Here is a 20,983-nt window from a genome sequence, read left to right on the forward strand (position 1 = left end):
ATATTTTATGCAAAAGGAATCTAAAATTTACGTTGCAGGACATAGAGGTTTAGTTGGTAGTGCATTATTAGAGAACCTAAAAAACAAAGGATTTCATAATATTATTACTAGAACTCATAAAGAATTAGACCTTACTAATCAAAATGAAGTCGCCGTTTTTTTTGAGGTCGAAAAACCTGACTATGTGTTTTTGGCTGCAGCAAAAGTTGGAGGAATTGTAGCAAATAATGTTTACCGAGCGGACTTTATTTATGATAATATGATGATTCAAAACAATGTGATTCATCAAAGCTACGTAAACGGTGTCAAGAAGTTATTATTTTTAGGAAGTACGTGTATTTATCCTAAAAATGCTCCGCAACCAATGAAAGAAGATTACCTTCTGACAGATACTTTGGAATATACCAATGAACCTTATGCTATAGCAAAGATTGCGGGTATTAAAATGTGCGAAAGCTACAATTTACAATATGGAACAAATTTCATATCTGTAATGCCTACAAATCTTTACGGACCAAATGATAATTTTAATCTAGAAAAATCTCACGTTCTTCCTGCGCTAATTAGAAAAATCCATTTGGCAAAATTATTAAATGAAAATTCATATTCTGATGTTTTGAAGGATACTGGGTTTTCAACTATAGAAGAAGCTAAAACCTATTTGTCTTCATTCGGAGTCTCTGAGACTCAAGTTGAAATTTGGGGAACAGGAAATCCGAGAAGAGAATTCTTATGGTCAAAAGACATGGCAGATGCCTGTGTTTTCATTATGGAAAATAGAGATTTTACGGATACATTTTCAAAAGACGAAAAAGAAGTACGGAACACTCATATCAACATTGGTACAGGTGAAGACATTTCTATTTCAGAATTAGCAGAAACTATTAAAGCAATTATAGGTTTTAAAGGAGAATTGGTTTACAATGTAGATAAGCCAGACGGTACGCTTAGAAAATTGACAGATGTATCTAAACTGAATGCTTTAGGATGGAAGCATAAAATAAAATTGGAAGACGGAATAAAGAATATGTATGAGTGGTATAGAAATAAATAAGAATTTAAAAATTGCGATAGAAGCCTCTTTAAAAGCAGGTGAAGTAATCATGCAAGTTTACGATACGGCTTTTGATGTAGAAATTAAAGATGATAAATCACCTTTAACTGAAGCAGACAAAAAAGCAAATGATATAATTAACACATTTTTAAAGCCTACACCAATTCCTATTATAAGTGAAGAAAACAAACAAACGGATTATTCTACTAGAAAACAGTGGGAAACCTGTTGGATTGTTGATCCTGTAGACGGTACAAAAGAGTTTATCAAAAGGAATGGAGAATTTACAGTTAATATTGCTTTAATTAACAACGGTAAACCTGTGTTAGGTGTCATTTACGTTCCAGCAACCAAAACATTATATTTTGCTGACGTTTTAAAACAACAAGCGCATAAAGCACAATTAAACTCTCATAATACAACAATCGAAGAAGCGCTTGAACAGGCAACAGCTCTTCAAACAAAAGAGGTGACAAACAACGTAGAAGTAGTTGGAAGTCGATCTCACATGAGTCAGGAAACATTAGATTTTGTTGAAGCATTAAAGACGTCTGGTAAAGAAGTGAAAATAGTTTCAAAAGGAAGCTCTCTAAAATTTTGTTTAGTAGCAGAAGGTAATGCTGATATTTATCCGAGATTTGCACCAACCATGGAATGGGATACAGCAGCAGGCCAAGCTATTTGTAATGCAGTTGGAGTTGAGGTTATTTCTGAAGACACCAAACAACCCCTTTTATACAATAAAGAAAACCTACTAAACCCTTGGTTTGTGGTTTCAAAGCACTAAAATTAATGGCTACATACAAACAAGAGTCACATATTAGAAGCCTTTTAAAAGGTATTTCTTGGAGAGCTATTGCAACAACAGACACTATACTTGTAGTTTTATTGATTACATGTGTTACTGGAAATTGTAGCCTAGAAAGCGCAATTAAAATTGGGACGATTGAGTTTTTGATTAAGTTTATTGCATACTACTTGCACGAAAGAATATGGCAAAGGCGATTAATTAATAAAGCTGTTACTCAAAAACAAACTCTTCAAAAAACGATATCATGGCGTGTTATTGCAACAACAATGACATTTTTAATCTCTGGTTCGGTATTAGAGTCCTTTGATGAAATCGCTTTATACATTGCACTTACAGAATTATTTACGAAATTCGTATTATATTACTTACACGAAAGACTTTGGCTAATTCTTCCTTTGGGAAAAATTAGACAGTTTTTTTTCGACAAAAAAAGATAATATGTCAAAACATATCATTCCACATAGCTACCAAATATCTAAAAAAGATAGGTTGGACGCTAATAAACACAATTCATTTTTAATATGGTTTACAGGTCTCTCCGGTTCTGGGAAATCAACCATTGCAAATGTTGTTGAACAAAAACTATTTGAACAAGGTATAAGAACATATACGCTTGATGGTGATAATATTAGAAAAGGGATTAACAACGACCTAACTTTTTCTCCTGAAGACAGAAAAGAAAATATTAGGCGTATTGCTGAAGTATCAAACTTAATGATAGACTCGGGTTCTGTGGTGTTGGCAGCATTTGTTTCTCCATATAAAAAAGATAGAGAGAATATTAGAACTATCGTTAAAGATGTTAACTTTGTAGAAGTTTATATCAATACGAGTGTAGAAGAGTGTGAACGTAGAGACGTAAAAGGTCTTTATAAAAAGGCAAGAGCAGGAGAAATTAAGAATATGACTGGTATTTCTGCGCCTTACGAAGCACCCAAAACCCCTGATATTGAAATAAAAACAGAGATAGAATCTGTTGAAGATTCTGTAAAAAGAATAGTAGATTTTATAACACCAAAATTGTCAAGGAAATAATGAGTAAATATTATTTAAATTATTTAGACGAATTAGAAAGTGAAGCCATTTACATATTACGTGAAGTTTGGGCTCAATTTGAAAACCCTGTAATTTTATTTTCTGGAGGAAAAGATTCGATACTTGTAACTCATTTAGCAAAAAAAGCATTCTTTCCAGCTAAAATTCCTTTTCCATTAATGCATGTTGATACAGGACATAATTTTCCTGAAACCATTCAATTTAGAGATGATATTATAAACGATTTAGGCGTCGCACTTATCGTAGGATCTGTTCAAGAATCTATAGACGAAGGGCGAGTTGCTGAAGAAAAAGGAAAAAACGCAACTAGAAATGCACTTCAAATCACAACTCTACTTGATGCAATCGAATCTAATAAGATTGATTGTGCAATTGGTGGAGGTCGTAGAGATGAGGAAAAAGCCAGAGCTAAAGAACGTTTCTTTTCACATAGAGATGATTTCGGGCAATGGGATCCAAAGAACCAAAGACCAGAGCTTTGGAATATTTTTAATGGAAGACATTTTGAAGGAGAACATTTTAGAGCATTTCCAATAAGTAATTGGACAGAAATGGACGTTTGGAATTATATCAAACGAGAAAATATAGCCATTCCATCTTTGTATTATGCTCATGAACGAGAAGTGGTTTGGAGGCAAGATTCTTGGATACCAAATTCTGAATTTTTGGTACTTGAAGACCATGAAGAAATCGTTACTAAAAAAATACGTTTTAGAACCTTAGGTGATATCACAATTACTGGAGGAATTGAATCTGATGCAAATACTTTAGAGAAAATTGCAGAAGAAGTTTCTGGGATGCGTCAAACGGAAAGAGGTAATAGAAGTGATGATAAACGCTCAGAATCCGCTATGGAGGACAGAAAGCGTCAAGGTTATTTTTAAAAACTCACACCAACAGAAATGTTTTTTAATTCCATAGACTTTGCAATATTTTTCCCTATAGTATTCATACTTTATTGGTTGGTCTCTCAAAAACTCTTTTTAAGAAACCTTCTAGTTTTAGTTGCGAGTTATGTCTTTTACGGATGGTGGGATTGGCGTTTTTTACTCTTAATAGTTATAAGTTCATTAGTAGATTTTATAGTCGGTCAAAAGCTGTACAAATCTGAAAACTTAAAGCAACGCAAAGGGCTATTATCAATTAGTTTAATAGTTAATTTAGGATTTTTAGTCTACTTTAAATACACGAACTTTTTTATAGACACTTTTGTAGATTCTTTTAGGCTTTTTGGGAAGGAGTTAGAAATATCTACTTTAAACATAATACTTCCTGTTGGCATTAGTTTTTATACATTTCAAACATTAAGCTATACCATTGATATTTATAGAAAACAATTAAAACCAACAAAAAATTGGTTAGCCTTTTTCTCTTTTGTTGCCTTTTTCCCTCAGTTAGTTGCAGGACCAATAGAAAGAGCTTCTCATTTATTACCTCAATTTTATAAAACTTATAAGTTTAATTACAACCTTGTAAAATCAGGATTGTTATTAATGGCGTTTGGTTTATTCAAAAAAATGGTGATTGCAGATCGCGCTGCAATATTAGTTAATCAAGTTTATAATAATCCAACAGACTATCATGGCTATGAAACAATATTAGCTACTGTATTGTTTGCCTTCCAGATTTATTGTGATTTTTCTGGATATTCTGATATAGCAATTGGAGCCGCTAGAACTATGGGTTTTGATTTGATGAAGAATTTTGATAGTCCGTATTTTTCAAAATCTATTACAGAGTTTTGGAGACGTTGGCACATCTCACTTTCAACATGGTTTAGGGATTATGTCTACATACCATTAGGAGGAAGTAGAAATGGTAAATATAGAACCTATGCTAATTTATTTATCGTATTTGTAGTTAGTGGATTGTGGCATGGAGCAGCAATGACTTTTGTGGTTTGGGGAGCAATTCATGGATTTATAATAGTGTTAGAAAAGGTGCTAACAAAGTATAGGAAAAAGATATTTACATCAAAAAACCATTTTTTAAATTATTTTTTAGCGATTCCTTTAACGTTTATTATTGTTTGTTTTGCTTGGATATTTTTTAGAGCAAATTCATTTAATGACGCAATGATCGTCATAAATAATTCATTTATTTTCCCTCCTTTTTCATTAGATAATATTCTTTCTAAAGAATTTGATAGAAGAGAATATTGGGTGTTAATTGTCGCAATAGTTATTTTGTTATTAAAGGATTTCATTGATAGAAATGACAAATGGATAGAAAACTTAAATAAACTAAATATTGTTTTTAGATGGTTAATTTACTTAGTTATTGTTTTATCTATTATCTTTTACGGGCAATATGGAGATGATACTCCTGCAGAATTTATATATTTTCAATTTTAAGTTTGTGATAATGTTTAAGCTTTTATTTAAGTCCTTTTTGTTTATTACGTTAATTTTAATTGTATGTTTTGCTGCATTGTATTTAAATCCACAGTACAATACTCATTATCTAAAGTCTATCAAGTTAAAGTTAAAGAAACTCAATAAAGTTGAAGGGAGAAAAATTGTTATCATAGGAGGAAGTAATGCTTGTTTTGGTATTGATAGCGATTTAATGGAAAACACACTTGGTATTCCGGTTGTAAATACAAGTTTACATGCATCTCTTGGCCCTAAATTTTGGATTGAATACGTTAAGAATGATTTGAAAGAAGGAGATATATTAATTATGTCATCAGAATTTGGGATGCTATCCAAAAAAGGCTGGTATGGAACAAAAAGTAATGCAGTTCCATTCACTATTTTATTCACACCTTCAAAATTACATATATTATTTACTGATTATTCTCTTTTTAAAAACACCATCGTTGGGATTTTTGAGACTATAAAATCTTATTGGAAAGAATATCCATTTAAACCAACTACACGCCAAACAGCTTTCGATTTTAGGTCATTTGATAGTGATAATATAAAAGCAGATTTTCTAAATAAAACGTATACTAAAAAAGTACCAGTCAAAGAGTTAATATTTCACGAAAACTACACTTCTTGGGAAAAACTAAAAAGTGAAAAGAAATATTTTGATTCTAAAAACATTAAATTTTATATGACATTACCTTCAGCACTAGATGAAGCATTCAAAATCAAAAATACTACTGAATTTATTAAGGCTGTTAGTGAATATAGTGAAATCCCAATCCTGAACAACAATTACGATTATTTTTTTAAAAGAAAATACTTTTTTGATTCTGAATATCACTTAAACTATACTGGAAGAAGATACAGAACAAAACAACTAATTAATGACATTAAGGAAGATATATTAAAAAACAAACCTATTTCAGAAAAACAAAAGATTATACTATCGGAGGCTAGTTTTGAAAGAATAGAACTAGACCAAATGAAAATGAATTACAAAATAAAAATAAAACGTTTTGGTAAAGATTCAATAACCATTGGGCCTGAGGTTAATGATAAAGTTGGGTTTTTGAAGTATAAAACTGAATTAAAAGATTATTCTGGGTATCTCATTAAAATAAAAGTTAAATGTAAACCAGATGTATTAGAGAAATTAAAATTCAGAGGCGCTGCGGAATATGATTTTGATAATAAAAACTCTGTAGCAGATAACATTCATGTTTTATGTAAAAACCTTTCTAAAACAATCACAGCTTCAAATGACAATAGCTATAGTTCCATAGGAATTACTTTTGATGCTGGAGATTTGAAAATGGATGATACTTTTACAATATTGGATGTTCATCTCATTAAAGGAGCACAATTTACTTGCGATAATGTATTAAAATATGACAGTAGGCCAGAATATATTATTAAGCCTTCGGTTAAAGAGATTATTTTTAAATATAAAAGTATTGTTATCCAAAACATTAAAGTAAAGGATGTAATGAATTTAAATTCAAAAATTGAATTAAAAGTTAATGACAAATATTTAATTAAATTTAAGTCAGATTCATTGTACTTATATGATTTTTATCTTGACAAGCTACTTTTAAAACAAAAAATTAATTCTCCTTTAAGATTTTTAAATAGTAAAAATTATGAATTAGAATTGAATATAGATGATTTAATAAAAGAAAAAGCCGTTATAGGGTCAAGTAAAAAAAGCAATTCTTTGAAGGAACAGTTTATTAATACAGAAAAAATATTGACCAATCCATTTAAATTCAATGAGGCAATAAAAATAAATGAAATAGGTTATTTCTGTGAACAAAAAGGGAACTATAATTTTATATTTCAATTAGATAACAATTCTCTTTATAAAGAACTTGAAAACTTTACTGGATACATAAAATATTATAATGATGATATAGATGAACAAAACAAACACGTTACTAGTTTTCCTTTAAAATATATTGAATTTGAGGGACACAAGTATATATCTGTAGCTATCAAAATTGATAACATAAATCTGTCAAAACTTGATTTCTTCTTTATTAAGAAAAACCCTAAAGAAGTCTCTAAGATTTATATAGCTAAAGATTTAAAACTAATAAAGAATGATAGATAGTAACCATTTGTAAGGCTTAATGTTCAAGTGTGTCAAATCAGCCACTAAAGACAGGAAGCCTTTAGGTTATTTTTAAAAACCCACCTCAAAAAGTATGTTTTTTAATTCGTTAGAATTTGCAATATTTTTCCCTATAGTATTCATACTTTATTGGTTAGTTTCTCAAAAGCTTTTTTTAAGAAACCTTCTTATTTTAATTGCCAGTTATGTCTTTTATGGATGGTGGGATTGGCGTTTTTTATTCCTGATAGTCATAAGTTCTATTGTAGATTTTATAGTGGGCCAAAAACTACATAAGACAGAGAATCTTCAGAAGCGAAAAGGCTTATTAATAATTAGTTTAATTGTGAACCTTGGCTTTTTAATTTATTTTAAATACACGAACTTTTTTATTGAGTCGTTTGTAGATTCATTTAGATTATTTGGTAAACAACTAGAGGTGTCTACGTTAAACATTATACTTCCTGTAGGGATTAGTTTTTACACATTTCAAACCTTAAGTTATACAATAGATATTTATAGAAAGCAATTAAAACCAACGAAAGATTGGTTAGCTTTTTTCTCATTTGTAGCATTTTTTCCACAATTAGTTGCTGGACCAATAGAGAGGGCATCTCATTTATTACCTCAATTTTATAAGACTTATAAATTTAATTACAACTTAGTAAAATCAGGTTTGTTATTAATGGCATTTGGGTTATTTAAAAAGATGGTGATTGCGGATCGTGCTGCAATTTTGGTAAATCAGGTGTATAATAATCCAACAGATTATTATGGTTACGAAACGATATTAGCAACGGTACTGTTTGCATTCCAGATTTATTGTGATTTTTCAGGATATTCAGACATTGCAATTGGAATTGCCAGAACCATGGGATTTGATTTGATGAAGAATTTTGACAGTCCGTATTTCTCAAAATCTATTACAGAGTTCTGGAGACGATGGCATATCTCCCTTTCAACATGGTTTAGAGATTATGTTTATATTCCATTAGGTGGAAGCCGAAACGGGACATACAGAACTTACGCTAATTTGTTTATCGTGTTTTTAGTAAGTGGTCTTTGGCATGGGGCAGCAATGACTTTTGTGGTTTGGGGAGCGATTCATGGTGTATTTATTGTTATTGAAAAGGCACTAACAAAATTGAGGATGGCCATATTTAAAAAGAGCAAAGCTTTAAACTACCTTATAGCCTTGCCATTTACTTTTTTCATTGTGTGTTTTGCTTGGGTATTTTTTAGAGCCAATTCATTTAAAGATGCCGTTATAATTATTAGTAATTCATTTCAAATATCAGAAACTGGCAATCTATTTAGTCTTGGACTAAAGAAGTCGGAGTTTAATCTATTATTTGTTATGATAGTGTTGTTATTAGTTTTTGAAATTATTCATAAACGCTTTGAGGTAACTCATGTTTTAAATAAAACCTATTTACCAATACGATGGAGTTTTTATTTAGTTATAGTGTTTTGCATTTTAATTTTTGGCATTTACGGAGAAAACACAGTGAAAGAATTTATATATTTTCAATTTTAAGGGATGAAGAGGTTTGTTTTAAAGGTGATTTTATTTTTTATACTTATTCTGCTTTCACTAAGTGTTATAGATAGACATTTCATTAATCCAGATAGATTTAACGGTGTAGTTAAAGAATTTAATAAATCAATTGAAACAAATGTTGAAGAATCCATCCTATTTGTAGGTAGTTCTAGAAGTTTTTGCACGTTTAACCCAGCGGTATTTGATTTCTATTTAGGAGGACAAAGTTTCAATTTATCTTCTAGTAGCCAATTATTAAATACCTCGAAGTTTTTAATTGAAGAAAATATTGACAAAACAGATTACAAATTAATAGTTTTAAATTTCTCAAGAGGCTTAGTTGTATTACCTCAAACAAAAGACACCTTAAAATTTGTGAAAAGTGTGTTTTTTCAAAATATAGTTTATGATAATTACAGGCTTTCTATAAATAAAATAAAATCAAATTTAGATGGGAAACTTTTATCGTCTTTAAGCCCAACATATAGAAATCATTCAAAATGGGATTCTGTTCTGTTTGGGGACAAAAAGAAACTGCCATTTATATATAATAAAAGAGATGTTACATTCAGTAATAACGGCTTTACAACCAGTAATATTTTACCCAACAATAATATTTTGGAAAAGGGACAAATTTTGAAAAAACCATATAATGAAGTATTGGTAAATTCAAAATTTAATGGAAAAGTGAATGCTGAAGAAATTGAATTTATCACCTCTATCAAAAAAATAATTAATGAGAGTAATAGTAAATTACTTGTTACTACCTCACCATCAATTAGAGATTATAATCATAATTTAGAATATTATGAAAAATTTGAAACTAAAATGGATTCTTTAGGGATTAACTACCTTAACCTTAACAAACATGTTGCTGAAATAAAATTAAAACCATTTGATTTCTATGATCAAAATCATTTGACATACAACGGAAGTATAAAGGTGTCAGAATACCTTTCTAAGTATATTAAAGAAAAGTATAAATTTAACTTCAGTAAAAGTAAAGATTGTGAAAATATAACTTGCCATCTATATAATAACCTAGATTCAGCTAAATCTATATTAGATACTTCTTTTGATTTTAATGATGAACTTAGAATTAGTAAAATAAAATACTTTAATGAATTAAAAGATCAATATGTATTTGTTTTAGAAGGACAAGAAGGAGTTGAACATTACAATGATTATGTTGGATATGTAAGATATTACAATACAAGTTTAGATGATAAAAATAAAACCGTTGAAAGTTTTCAATTAAGGAGCGTCAACGTTTTGAATAAGAAATATTTCATAAATAGAATTATTATACCAAATCCTGACATATTAAAGTTTGATATTTTTTTTATTAGGAAAAAAGACAAAAAAGTATCCAAATTATTTTCAATAAAAAATTTAAACTTATGATGTTTTTAAACGTGTAAGAAAATTTAGAATTATATTGAAGTGTTAGCGATTTACTTTATTGATTGTAAGTTGCATGTATATTAGTCCTAGTGATATATGGAGAAAACGTTACCAAGTTGTTGATCTAATTAAATAATGAAAAAGCTAATCATAAAATCAATATTACTCTCTTTGGTTACGCTTCTCTTTATCAAGTTAGGTGAGAAATACTTTATTAAAGAAAATAGATTTAATTATGCGAACTATAAATTTAATGAACTGAATAAGGTTTTAGAATTTGATTTAATTTTTTTCGGAAGCTCTAAAAGTTATTGTGCATATAACCCAGCAATTTTTCAAAACAATCTTAATGTTAACACTTTTAATTTAGCTGGACAAGATCAAACACTTGATGTTACAAGTTTTGTTATTGAAGAAGCCTTAAAGAAAAGCAAACCTAAATTAATCATTGTTGATGTTGCAGAATCGATGTTTTTTATAAAAGAATCTGATAGCATTTTTACCAACAGAAAATCGCTTCAGTTTCCGACATATGACAATTATGGCCTTTCATTTAATAAAATAACACACCTCAAAAGCATATACAAAGGTGAGCGTTTTTTTTATGCAACCAGTCCAATAATTAGGAACCATGGGAAATGGATGGATGTTTTTAATTGCAATTATAAGAAGAGCTACCTAGAAGATAAGAATAATATTTTCCTGTCCAACAATGGATATATAGGTACGCTACAGTATTTAAGCAATAGTGACCTTAAAGAAGCTGAAGACCTTGATCAAGCTACTAATAAATTATTAAAAACAGAAAACCCTAAGGTTGGTGAAAAAGAAATCGAGATACTAAAGAATATCAAAAACATAGCCGACAAACACGACGTTGATATTTTATTTATTTCAACACCAACAATTAGAGATTACAATACGAATCTCTCCTTTTATGAAGATTTAGAACAAGTGTTTCAGGATATTAACACAAACTATCTTAACCTTTATAAGGAGTTTGACAATATTTTAGAGCCTAAAGATTTTAAAGACATTGTTCATTTAAATTATACTGGTGGATCTAAAACATCACAACACCTAGCTGAGTATTTAAAAAGCAACTATGACTTAACATCTACAATGGCTAGTTCAAATAGTAGTTTAAATAATAATATCACCTACCATTTACTGTCCAATTTGGAACATGTAAATAAAATAATTGACAGCTCATTTGAATTTAATAAAGAAATTAAATTAAACGAATTAGGATATTTTGAAGAAGGTGATAATAGATTTGTTTTTTTAATGAAATTAGAAGGCAATCTTTTCAAAGAAAATGAGTTGGATAAGTATACTGGATTTGTAAGATATTATAAAGGAGAGATAACTGAAGATAATAAAAACGTGAATGGCTTTCCCTTAAAGGTTATAGATATTAACAAAGATAAGTTTATATTTGCTCGAGTCTTAATTGATACATCAGTGATTTCAAAATTTGATGTGTTTTTTTTAGATAAAGAGACTAAAAAAGCCTCAAAATTCTTGACTATAAAAGATTTAAAATTTATAAAAAATGCAAATTTATAACAATCAACTATTACGCTTCACTACAGCAGGAAGTGTAGATGATGGAAAAAGCACATTAATAGGCCGTTTACTTTATGATTCAAAATCAATTTTTGAAGATCAATTGCAAGCAATTGAAAACACAAGTAAAAAGAAAGGACACGATGGAGTCGATTTAGCGCTTTTTACTGATGGTTTAAAAGATGAAAGAGAACAAGGGATAACAATAGATGTTGCTTATAGGTATTTCACAACACCAAAGCGTAAATTTATAATTGCTGATACACCAGGTCATATTCAATATACACGAAATATGGTTACTGGAGCATCAACAGCTAATGCGGCAATTATTTTGGTTGATGCACGTCACGGTGTAATTGAACAAACAAGACGACATTCATTTATTGCTTCTTTACTGCAGATTCCTCACGTTATTGTTTGTGTGAACAAAATGGATTTGGTGGATTTTTCAGAAGAAGCTTATAATAAAGTAATTAATGAATTTGAGGAGTTCTCTTCTAAGATGCTTGTTAGAGATGTGCGTTTTATTCCAATTAGCGCTTTATTAGGTGACAATGTAGTAAATCGATCTAAAAACATGGATTGGTATCAAGGCGCTCCTTTATTACACACCTTAGAGACCATGCATATTAGTAGTGATATTAATAAAGTAGACACTCGTTTTCCTGTGCAAACCGTTTTAAGACCACAAAATGAAACTCATAGAGATTATCGAGGATATGCAGGAAGAGTTGCTAGTGGTATTCTTAGAGTTGGAGATGACGTTACAGTCATGCCATCTGGATTTACATCTACTATAAAAAGTATAGACACCTTAGATAAACCATTAGAGGAAGCTTATGCTCCAATGTCTGTTTCGGTAACTCTCGAAGATGATATTGATATTAGCAGAGGCGATATGATAGTAAGGTCTAACAACAAACCAGAGGCGTCACAAGATATTGAAGTTATGCTATGCTGGCTTCACAAGGATAATGCAAAGCCTAGAGCTAAATATAGTATTAGGCATACTTCAAACGAGCAAAAGGCAATGATTAAAGAGGTGGTCTATAAATTCGACATTAACACCTTAGAGAGAAACAGTCATGACAAAGAATTAGGCATGAATGATATATCTAAAGTTAAAATAAGAACAACCAAACCTTTGATGATTGATTCTTACAGAGAAAACAGAACTACTGGAAGTATTATTCTTGTAGATGATGCTACAAATGAAACTGTTGCGGCTGGTATGATCGTTTAATTTTTAAAGCCTTAAAAAAATGAAAAAAGTATTTGTACTGCTATTTACAATGGTATTATTATCATGTCAAAGCGAACCTAATAAGACTAAAAAAGAGACTAATACTACTGAGAACAAAGAGCAAGTAACAAAGCCCAAGGTGTTAATACTAGAAATAGATCTAGAAACTTCAGTTCCAGAAGATATGAGGTTAATGTCTATAAATACGTTTTTGAATAATGGCCAGTTTATGGACTTGTTAATTACTCAAAAAATAAACGCGAATGAAACGTCTAAAAAAATCCGTTTTGAAATGCCTGAAAACATTACACCAGACAACTTCTTAGGGATTTCGTTTGGAACAAAATCGATTAAAGAGGTTAAAATTAAAAGTATCAACCTTTCATTTGGAGATTTAAACTACAATATTCCTTCTGAAGCTGTTTTAGACTTTTTCAAGACTAATAAATTTGTGGATTATGACGAAACTTCAAAAGTTTTTAAAACGAAACGAGTAGATGGGAAGCATAATCCAATCTTAATTTTAAGGAAGCTATATATTGATAAGATTCAAGGGATAAAATAGAACTTAACATCATTGAATAATAACTTCGTTTTACAGAATTAAAAAGATATTGAAATAGGAGCAGAGGTAAGATGAAAATATTTCACACGAATGATAAAAATTTAAAAGAGCTAATTAAAGGTAGCTCTTCTGCATTTTTTGTAAAGATAGCAGGAATGCTGTTCACTTATCTCTCGATGCTGTTTATTACCAGATTCTTTGGTGCTGAGGCATGGGGAATATATACGCTAGGATTTACTGTTCTAAGTATTGCTGTAGTTATTCCAGTTTTTGGATTTGACAATTCGATAATTCGTTTGCTTACCGAACTTAAGCAAAACAACAATAAAGCAAGCATATATAAGGTTCTTTTAAAGGCCTCATCTATTACAATCATACTTTCTGTAGTTGTTATTTTAGGAATAAATTATTATTCCGGTTTTATCACAAATAGTGTACTAAGGCAAAAAGGATTCGAACCTTATCTGCTTTTAGTTCGAATTGCAGTTTTGCCAATGGCATTTCTGATTTTAATAAGTGTTGTTTTTCAATCGTATAAGCGTATTATTCAGTTTATGCTCTTCAAATCAGCATTATTGAGCTTTATGTTTTTGATATTATTGTGTGTTTTCTATTTTTTAAAAATTGATGCTAAGATTTTTGAAATATATATATATGCAATTCTTTGTACGCTTGTTATTGCTTCAATAGCATTGTTTTTCTTTTCGAAATCTATCAAAGACGGCAATAGCGAACTTTCAAGTAAGACTTATAGTTTTAAAGAAATAATCTACCTTTCATTTCCTATGATGTTGTCAAGTTCATTTGCACTATTAATGGGATGGACAGATATTTTAATGCTATCATATTATAAAGCTCCCAAAGATATTGGGATCTATAGCTCAGCACTTAAGCTGGCGTCTATTACGCTTATTGCATTAGCTTCAGTAAACTCAATATCCAGTCCGAAATTTGCTGAGTTTTTCTCTAAAAAAGATTTTAAAGGACTTAAAGAAGTCGTTCAAAAGTCAACTAAAATAATGTTTATAACTTCGGCGCCAATTTTATTAATTTTCATACTATTACCAAAAACTATTTTAGGCATTTTTGGGCCTGAATTTGTTTCTGGTTATATTGTGTTAATATTGCTATGCGCAGGACGTTTTATAAATTCAATTTCTGGCTCTGTTGGTCATTTAATGCAAATGACAGACAATCAAAAAACATATCAATACGTTATTATTGTTGCCTTTATTATCAATCTGATATTAAACTTCTTACTTATACCTAAATACGGTATAAATGGAGCAGCTTTATCAAGTTCAATTGCTATGGTGTTTTGGAATGTTACCTTAGTGATTATTATAAAAAAGCGACTTGGTTTTTGGACCTTTTATATTCCGTTTTTAGTAAAGTAGAATAAAATGCAAGCACCTATATTTATATTTTCACTTCCACGATCTGGCTCAACACTTTTACAAAGAGTATTGATGTCTCATGAAGATGTTTGTAGTGTTGCAGAACCTTGGGTGCTTTTGCCACAAATGTATTTACTAAAAGAAAAAGGAACCCTTTCAGAATATTCAAGTTTAACAACCTATTGGGCGGTAAAGGATTTTATAAATAATCTACCTAATAAAGAAATAGATTACAACGAATCGCTTAAAACATTTATATTAGATTTATATTCAAAACAGTGTCAAAATAATGAACGCTATTTTTTAGATAAAACACCTCGTTATTATTTGATTATTGATGAGATAGTCAACTTATTCCCTGAAGCAAAATTTATTTTTTTATTTAGAAACCCAATACAGGCCTATGCATCAGTTGTGAAAACTTGGGGAAATAATAGATTTAATAAAATTAGATCATCGTATGATGATATTGTACTTGGTACTCAATTGTTGAGTGAAGGATATAATAAGCACAAAGATAAAAGTATCGCTGTTAATTACGAAAAGCTTGTTGTCAATTTTGAAACCGAATTAAAACACATAACAGACTATCTAGATCTTGATTTAAATCATTCAATTTTAAATGATTTTCATACTCAAGATACTAAAGGTTCCTTAGGAGATCCCACAGGTGTTAAAAAATATTCATCGATATCTAATAAGAGTTTAACTACTTGGGAAAAAGTGTTTAATTCTAGTATTAGAAAGAAATATGCCTTGTGGTTGTTAAATGAAATAAACGATAAACACTTAAGGACTCAAGGATATAGTAAAGAAAATATAACAAAAGAAATTAAACGGTTAGATTCAAAAAACAATCATTTAATAATAAAGGACTGTTTTGATTATTTCAACAACTTTCTAACTAGAAAATTTAAATTGACTTTAGTATTCAGTAAGAAATTTAGTTGGATTAAAAAGAAATACCTTTCATAAAAGAATAACATGTTTATCACAGAACAAAAGCTACTTAAATACGCAATATGCAGTAATGCGTTATACGTTTTCTTTCTTTTTCTGTTTAGACCAAACGGTCTTAACTTAGAGAAATTGGCGATAACAAGTTTTCTGTTGTTTTCTGTAGTTACTATTCTTTATGTTGGTTACAGAAATAGAGGTTTATTAAACGAGCTTTCTAGATCTTCAAGGACACTTTTTTATCTTTTATTTTTTTGGAGCTTAATAACCATATTAAGAGGGTTCACCCTTAACCTTCAAGATTGGGTTACAAACTTCGGAAATGTTTATATGGGCTTAGCTTGGCTTGTTCCAGTAGTATTAATTTTAGGGATTAAACTTGAAAATTGGAACCCAGTCTTTAAATCTGTACAGTTTATGTTTGGATTAATGTTGTTTTCAATTTTGTTTTTATTTCAATATAACGCCATGGCAGGAAAGCTAAAAACAGAGTGGACATGGTTATTAAGACCAATCAACTTTTTGCTCCTAATAGGTGTCTATAGATTTAATATAACAAGACGAATAACTATATATTTTAGTTTTATACTTTACATTGTTGTTGCGGTATTTACCGAGCAAAGAATCGAGTTTATTTTTTTAACACTTGTTTTTTTCTTCTTGTTAATAACGAAACTTAAGCATGTTAAAATAAAAAAAACAGTATTCAAGTATATTATAATTGGATTTACTATACTGATGGTTTTGGTCTTCACTTATGGGTACGAAAATATTTCATTGCTTATTAATAAAATAATAGAGTTTAAAGATTCAAGAACATTTTTGTTTACAGAATTACTAACTGATTTGAATACTGTTGAAAAAATTTTCGGAAAGGGTTCATTAGGAACCTATTACAGCCCGTTTTTTAGCAAGGTATTGAGGTATTTTGAGCATATTGGAGAATATTGGTTTGCACTAGATAACCCAACTCGAATTACAGTAGAAGTAGGATACCTCCAAATGATTTTAAAAGGTGGATTTTTATTATTATTGTTAAACTTTGGTTTAATGTTATCTTCTGTTTATTTAGCCGTTTTTAAATCAAATAACAACTTTGTTAAGCGACTTGGACTTTTCATCTTGTCACTTACCTTGTTAAGTTTAATTTCTTTTAGACCAGCTTTCACTCCTACATTTATTTTATTGTGGATGTCAATAGGAACTGTTTTAAGCAAGAAGAATAGAATGATGACCAATGAAGAGATTGAAAGTAAATTAAAAATTAAATGACAGAACAGCCCCTAATAAGCATTGTAACGGTAGTTTTTAACGGGATAAAATATCTTCAACAAACTATTGATAGTGTTGCAAATCAAACATATCCGAATATTGAATATATAATTATTGATGGTGGTTCTACAGATGGAACTGTGGACTTAATTAAAGCGAATGAAGCAAATGTTGACCATTGGATTAGCGAACCTGACAAAGGTCTTTATGACGCCATGAATAAAGGCATCAGTAAGGCAAAAGGAGAGCTTATAGGCATGATTAATAGTGATGACTGGTATGAGGTGGATGCAGTAGAAACAACAGTTAATAAATATCTTAAAAACCCAGATAAAAGAATTTTTCACTCAGACAGGTATGATGTCTATCCTGATGGAGAAAAAAAGGTATTTGCATTTAACCCTTCTGTAATTAAATTCAAATACTTTGCAATGACATATAATCACCCATCTATGTTTGTGTCACCAAAAGTATATAAAGAATACAATTATAACACGAGCTTAAAGGTATATTCAGATTATCAATTTACGCTAACTTCATATCTAAAAAACAAAGATCAATTTACCTATATCAACAAGCCAACCGTAAACTTTAGGCTTGGCGGTGTAAGCGGACAAATCCCACTTAAAGACGTTCTTAAAGAGTCTTATATTGCCAGAAGAAACTCGGGAATGAATTTGTTTACAAGTACCATCGCTATTGGTTGCAAATTAGGTCTGGAAATAATTAAATTTGTCCTAAATAGAAAATAGAGATTTTAGCACAATTATTTTAAAAAAAGAAGTTACTCAATGAGTAATTTTTTAAATTTAAACTTTATATGAAACAACAGAAAATACTATTTATACTTCACCTTCCTCCACCTATTCATGGCGCAGCAATGTTAGGCCAATTTATAGTTGATAGTAAAATAATTAACTCAAATTACGAAACTAAATATATTAATTTAGGAACGACCAAGACGTTTAAAGAAAGAAAGAGAATAACATTTAGTAAACTGTCAAATTTCATTAACCTTTTCAAGAGCTGTTTTTCAACTTACAATTCTTATAAACCAGATTTAGTGTACATAAGTTTAACCTCTAATGGAATGGGCTTCTATAAAGACGCTTTAATCGTTTTTATGTTAAAACTTAAAGGAGCAAAATTAGTGTATCACTTTCATAACAAAGGCATAAAAAATCATCAGCATAAATTTTTAGATAACTTTTTATATAAGAGAGTATTAAAAAATGTAGATATTGTTTTAGGTTCGAAATGGATTTATGAAGACATTCAGAAGTATGTGAGTCTTGATGAAGTCCAATATTGCCATAACGGAATTCCTAAGGTTACCCATGAGATAAAGAAAAGAGAATTAAAATTAGAAAACAGCCCAACAGAAATTTTATTCTTATCTAACTTAATAGAATCTAAAGGTGTTTATACTTTACTTAATGCATGTAAACATTTAGACGAAAGAGGATTGGATTTTCGCTGTACTTATGTTGGTAATATTGGCGATATAAAAGCTGAAGAACTTCAATCAGAAATTGAAAAGCTTAAACTAGAAAACAAAGTACATTACGCTGGAAAGAAATATGATATGGAAAAGCATGACGCATTTCAAAACGCTCATATTTTTGCTTTTCCAACACACTACCCTAACGAGTGCTTCCCTTTAGTCCTTTTAGAAGCCATGCAATATAGTTTACCAGTGATTTCTTGTCCAGAAGGTGGAGTTAGAGATATAATTGACGATAATAAAACTGGATTTATAGTAAAACAAAAAGATGCAAAAGGTTTAGCTGATAAATTGGAAATATTAATAAAAAGCCCTTCATTGCAAATTGAAATGGGTAATGCTGGAAATGAAAAATATAAAAAAGAATTTACAGTAGAAATGTATGGAAAGAGATTAGATAATATCTTTAAAAAATCTCTCGGTAAATAATAATAAGTGAATGAATTTAAAAATTCGATTTCGTAGATTTATTGCTAAATACTTAAGTTCACTAGTTGAATTAGTATATCTAATTAAATTCAAAACTATACGTTTTAACAAACCACCAATTATTATTTTAACACCAGGAAAAGTTGGTTCTACAAGTGTTTACTATACGTTAAAAAACGAAGCTCCGAATCAAGTTTTTCACATTCATAATTTTTCAAAAGAAGGAATAGAGAAGTCAATTAGAGATCATATTCATTCTAATCGAAAATCAAAACCATTACATTTAATTATTTCGAAAATTTTAAGAAAAAAATTCAAAACTTATACCGGAAAACTATTCATCATAAGCATCATAAGAGAACCAATTTCCAGGGCAATATCTTCTTTTTTTCAAAATACAGATCAATATAAAGATATATTGGAAAACAAAAAGTTAGAAATCGATATAAACATTGCTCAAAAAATACTCCAGGAAAAATTTGAAACGGATATTTGTAAAGAACTTAAAGATTGGTTTGATCTTGAGATCAAAGGTAATTTTGGAATAGATGTATTTGCCCAAAAGTTTGATTACGATAACAAATATGTCATTTCACAAAACAATCACAATCACCTTTTGTTATTAAAAATGGAAGACCTAGACTCGGTTTTTCCAGTGGCTATTAAAGATCTTCTAAGTCTTGACGCTCCTATGCAACTTCAAAAGTCAAATGTTAGTGACAATAAGTTCTACGCAAGTACGTATAATAACATTAAAAATAACATAAAACTAGACCAGAAAGCGATTAGTCAAATAGTTAACTCTGACTTTTTCCAAAATTTTTATCTACAAGACAAGTCGAAAGTAATAGACAAATGGTCTAAAAATTAATTGAAATTATCTATTTTTAAGTAATGGCATAAGTTATTAACTAATTATATTTGCCACAAGGAGTTGCTCCCTATTATCATAATTTAAGAATCAAGATTGAAATCAATAAAAATAAAAAACTATAATATTTATGCGTCTAACCTTGTAGACATTAATATTGATGACAAAAAACGAGTTATTATTAATACGATTAATGCACACTCTTATATAGTTGCAAAGAACGATTCGAAATTTGAGCAAGCATTAATAAAAAGTGATATTTTACTTCCCGATGGCGAAGGTATTGTTTTGATGGCCAAAAAAAATCAGAACGAAAAAATCAAAAAAATAGCAGGTGCAGATATTCACGATCACTTGCTAAATATATCAGAAGAGGAACACTTAAAGTGTTTTTATATAGGTTCAAGCCAAGAGACCCTTGATTTGATGAAAGCCAAACTAACTAAAACACACCCAAATATTACATTCGGCTTTTTTTCACCTCCTTTTAAAGCTTCTTTTTCAGGCGAAGAAAATAAAGAAATGATTTCTAAAATCAATACTTTTCAACCTCATGTAGTTTTCGTTGGGATGACAGCACCAAAGCAAGAAAAATGGGTTCTAGATAATAAAGATAAAATTAATGCTAATGTAATATGCTCTATTGGAGCTGTATTTGACTTTATAGCTGAAACCAAAAAAAGAGCACCAAAGTGGATAATTGGTTTAAAACTAGAATGGCTTTATAGGAGCTTTACTGCATGGCGCCTAACTAAAAGATATCTATATTCAACACCGCTTTTCTTAATAGAAGTATATAAACAGAAATTCTTTTCTAAATCTAATTAGC

General features: G+C 29.7%; 19 protein-coding genes. All 19 read left to right on the top strand.

All coding sequences use genetic code 11. The features are described 5' to 3' along the window. Nucleotides 1–7: 7 nt before the first annotated feature. The 19 genes from RH81_RS07935 to RH81_RS08025 all read left to right on the top strand — a co-directional run bounded on the left by RH81_RS07935 (nt 8) and on the right by RH81_RS08025 (nt 20,982). Nucleotides 8–1,054, top strand: coding sequence for a GDP-L-fucose synthase family protein (locus RH81_RS07935; protein WP_033959528.1), 1,047 nt, complete (start codon nt 8–10; stop codon nt 1,052–1,054). Continuing rightward, nucleotides 1,032–1,841 carry a 3'(2'),5'-bisphosphate nucleotidase CysQ gene (cysQ, locus tag RH81_RS07940; protein ID WP_033959529.1) on the top strand — a complete coding sequence of 270 codons (810 nt, stop codon included), beginning with the start codon at nt 1,032–1,034 and terminating at the stop codon, nt 1,839–1,841. The genes RH81_RS07935 and cysQ overlap by 23 nt, the downstream gene beginning before the upstream one ends. A 5-nt stretch (nt 1,842–1,846) precedes the next feature. Next, nucleotides 1,847–2,302, top strand: a complete 456-nt coding sequence (locus RH81_RS07945; protein ID WP_033959530.1) for a DUF2061 domain-containing protein — start codon at nt 1,847–1,849, stop codon at nt 2,300–2,302. 1 nt (nt 2,303) lies between these two features. Continuing rightward, a complete protein-coding gene (cysC, locus tag RH81_RS07950) occupies nt 2,304–2,900 on the top strand; it encodes an adenylyl-sulfate kinase (RefSeq protein ID WP_033959531.1) in 597 nt (198 codons plus the stop codon). Further along, the gene (gene cysD, locus RH81_RS07955; protein WP_033959532.1) at nt 2,900–3,805 is read left to right on the top strand and encodes a sulfate adenylyltransferase subunit CysD; all 906 of its coding nucleotides are present in this window, start codon (nt 2,900–2,902) and stop codon (nt 3,803–3,805) included. The genes cysC and cysD overlap by 1 nt, the downstream gene beginning before the upstream one ends. 18 nt (nt 3,806–3,823) lie before the next feature. Beyond that, on the top strand, nt 3,824–5,275 hold the full coding sequence (locus tag RH81_RS07960; RefSeq protein WP_033959533.1) for an MBOAT family O-acyltransferase: 1,452 nt from the start codon (nt 3,824–3,826) through the stop codon (nt 5,273–5,275). 10 nt (nt 5,276–5,285) lie between these two features. After that, entirely contained in the window at nt 5,286–7,403 is a 2,118-nt protein-coding gene (locus tag RH81_RS07965; protein ID WP_033959534.1) for a hypothetical protein, read from the top strand. Nucleotides 7,404–7,842: 439 nt separating this feature from the next. Continuing rightward, on the top strand, nt 7,843–8,940 hold the full coding sequence (locus tag RH81_RS07970; protein ID WP_338152376.1) for an MBOAT family O-acyltransferase: 1,098 nt from the start codon (nt 7,843–7,845) through the stop codon (nt 8,938–8,940). Nucleotides 8,941–8,943: 3 nt separating this feature from the next. Further along, the gene (locus RH81_RS07975) at nt 8,944–10,347 is read left to right on the top strand and encodes a hypothetical protein (protein ID WP_033959537.1); all 1,404 of its coding nucleotides are present in this window, start codon (nt 8,944–8,946) and stop codon (nt 10,345–10,347) included. Between the two features lie 135 nt (nt 10,348–10,482). After that, entirely contained in the window at nt 10,483–11,916 is a 1,434-nt protein-coding gene (locus RH81_RS07980; RefSeq protein ID WP_033959539.1) for an SGNH/GDSL hydrolase family protein, read from the top strand. Further along, nucleotides 11,903–13,159 (top strand): sulfate adenylyltransferase subunit CysN, encoded by a 1,257-nt coding sequence (gene cysN, locus RH81_RS07985; RefSeq protein WP_033959540.1) that lies wholly within the window; start codon nt 11,903–11,905, stop codon nt 13,157–13,159. Before RH81_RS07980 ends, cysN begins: the two co-directional genes overlap by 14 nt. Before the next feature lie 19 nt (nt 13,160–13,178). Then, a complete protein-coding gene (locus RH81_RS07990) occupies nt 13,179–13,724 on the top strand; it encodes a hypothetical protein (protein ID WP_152604806.1) in 546 nt (181 codons plus the stop codon). 71 nt (nt 13,725–13,795) lie between these two features. After that, nucleotides 13,796–15,121, top strand: a complete 1,326-nt coding sequence (locus RH81_RS07995) for a flippase (protein ID WP_033959542.1) — start codon at nt 13,796–13,798, stop codon at nt 15,119–15,121. A gap of 6 nt (nt 15,122–15,127) precedes the next feature. Continuing rightward, nucleotides 15,128–16,096: a sulfotransferase family protein gene (locus RH81_RS08000; RefSeq protein WP_033959544.1), complete on the top strand. Its 969-nt coding sequence runs from the start codon at nt 15,128–15,130 to the stop codon at nt 16,094–16,096. A 9-nt stretch (nt 16,097–16,105) separates the two neighbouring features. Beyond that, nucleotides 16,106–17,350, top strand: a complete 1,245-nt coding sequence (locus RH81_RS08005) for a hypothetical protein (RefSeq protein ID WP_033959548.1) — start codon at nt 16,106–16,108, stop codon at nt 17,348–17,350. Further along, nucleotides 17,347–18,102, top strand: coding sequence for a glycosyltransferase family 2 protein (locus RH81_RS08010; RefSeq protein WP_052172470.1), 756 nt, complete (start codon nt 17,347–17,349; stop codon nt 18,100–18,102). Before RH81_RS08005 ends, RH81_RS08010 begins: the two co-directional genes overlap by 4 nt. A gap of 68 nt (nt 18,103–18,170) precedes the next feature. After that, nucleotides 18,171–19,283 (top strand): glycosyltransferase, encoded by a 1,113-nt coding sequence (locus RH81_RS08015; RefSeq protein WP_033959549.1) that lies wholly within the window; start codon nt 18,171–18,173, stop codon nt 19,281–19,283. A 10-nt stretch (nt 19,284–19,293) separates the two neighbouring features. Continuing rightward, nucleotides 19,294–20,154 (top strand): putative capsular polysaccharide synthesis family protein, encoded by an 861-nt coding sequence (locus RH81_RS08020; RefSeq protein WP_033959550.1) that lies wholly within the window; start codon nt 19,294–19,296, stop codon nt 20,152–20,154. Nucleotides 20,155–20,250: 96 nt separating this feature from the next. Further along, nucleotides 20,251–20,982, top strand: a complete 732-nt coding sequence (locus RH81_RS08025; protein ID WP_241478968.1) for a WecB/TagA/CpsF family glycosyltransferase — start codon at nt 20,251–20,253, stop codon at nt 20,980–20,982. Nucleotide 20,983: the final 1 nt, after the last annotated feature.

The sequence above is a fragment of the Psychroserpens jangbogonensis genome (assembly GCF_000797465.1).
Lineage (GTDB): Bacteria > Bacteroidota > Bacteroidia > Flavobacteriales > Flavobacteriaceae > Psychroserpens > Psychroserpens jangbogonensis.

Excerpts from the sequence above, each read along its gene's own strand:
- RH81_RS07975 (WP_033959537.1), top strand. The coding sequence starts at position 8,944 with ATGAAGAGGTTTGTTTTAAAGGTGATTTTATTTTTTATACTTATTCTG.
- cysC (WP_033959531.1), top strand. The coding sequence starts at position 2,304 with ATGTCAAAACATATCATTCCACATAGCTACCAAATATCTAAAAAAGAT.
- RH81_RS08005 (WP_033959548.1), top strand. The coding sequence starts at position 16,106 with ATGTTTATCACAGAACAAAAGCTACTTAAATACGCAATATGCAGTAAT.
- RH81_RS08000 (WP_033959544.1), top strand. The coding sequence starts at position 15,128 with ATGCAAGCACCTATATTTATATTTTCACTTCCACGATCTGGCTCAACA.
- RH81_RS08010 (WP_052172470.1), top strand. The coding sequence starts at position 17,347 with ATGACAGAACAGCCCCTAATAAGCATTGTAACGGTAGTTTTTAACGGG.
- cysD (WP_033959532.1), top strand. The coding sequence starts at position 2,900 with ATGAGTAAATATTATTTAAATTATTTAGACGAATTAGAAAGTGAAGCC.
- RH81_RS07990 (WP_152604806.1), top strand. The coding sequence starts at position 13,179 with ATGAAAAAAGTATTTGTACTGCTATTTACAATGGTATTATTATCATGT.
- RH81_RS07945 (WP_033959530.1), top strand. The coding sequence starts at position 1,847 with ATGGCTACATACAAACAAGAGTCACATATTAGAAGCCTTTTAAAAGGT.
- cysN (WP_033959540.1), top strand. The coding sequence starts at position 11,903 with ATGCAAATTTATAACAATCAACTATTACGCTTCACTACAGCAGGAAGT.
- RH81_RS07960 (WP_033959533.1), top strand. The coding sequence starts at position 3,824 with ATGTTTTTTAATTCCATAGACTTTGCAATATTTTTCCCTATAGTATTC.
- cysQ (WP_033959529.1), top strand. The coding sequence starts at position 1,032 with ATGAGTGGTATAGAAATAAATAAGAATTTAAAAATTGCGATAGAAGCC.
- RH81_RS07980 (WP_033959539.1), top strand. The coding sequence starts at position 10,483 with ATGAAAAAGCTAATCATAAAATCAATATTACTCTCTTTGGTTACGCTT.
- RH81_RS07995 (WP_033959542.1), top strand. The coding sequence starts at position 13,796 with ATGAAAATATTTCACACGAATGATAAAAATTTAAAAGAGCTAATTAAA.
- RH81_RS07935 (WP_033959528.1), top strand. The coding sequence starts at position 8 with ATGCAAAAGGAATCTAAAATTTACGTTGCAGGACATAGAGGTTTAGTT.
- RH81_RS07965 (WP_033959534.1), top strand. The coding sequence starts at position 5,286 with ATGTTTAAGCTTTTATTTAAGTCCTTTTTGTTTATTACGTTAATTTTA.
- RH81_RS08020 (WP_033959550.1), top strand. The coding sequence starts at position 19,294 with ATGAATTTAAAAATTCGATTTCGTAGATTTATTGCTAAATACTTAAGT.
- RH81_RS08015 (WP_033959549.1), top strand. The coding sequence starts at position 18,171 with ATGAAACAACAGAAAATACTATTTATACTTCACCTTCCTCCACCTATT.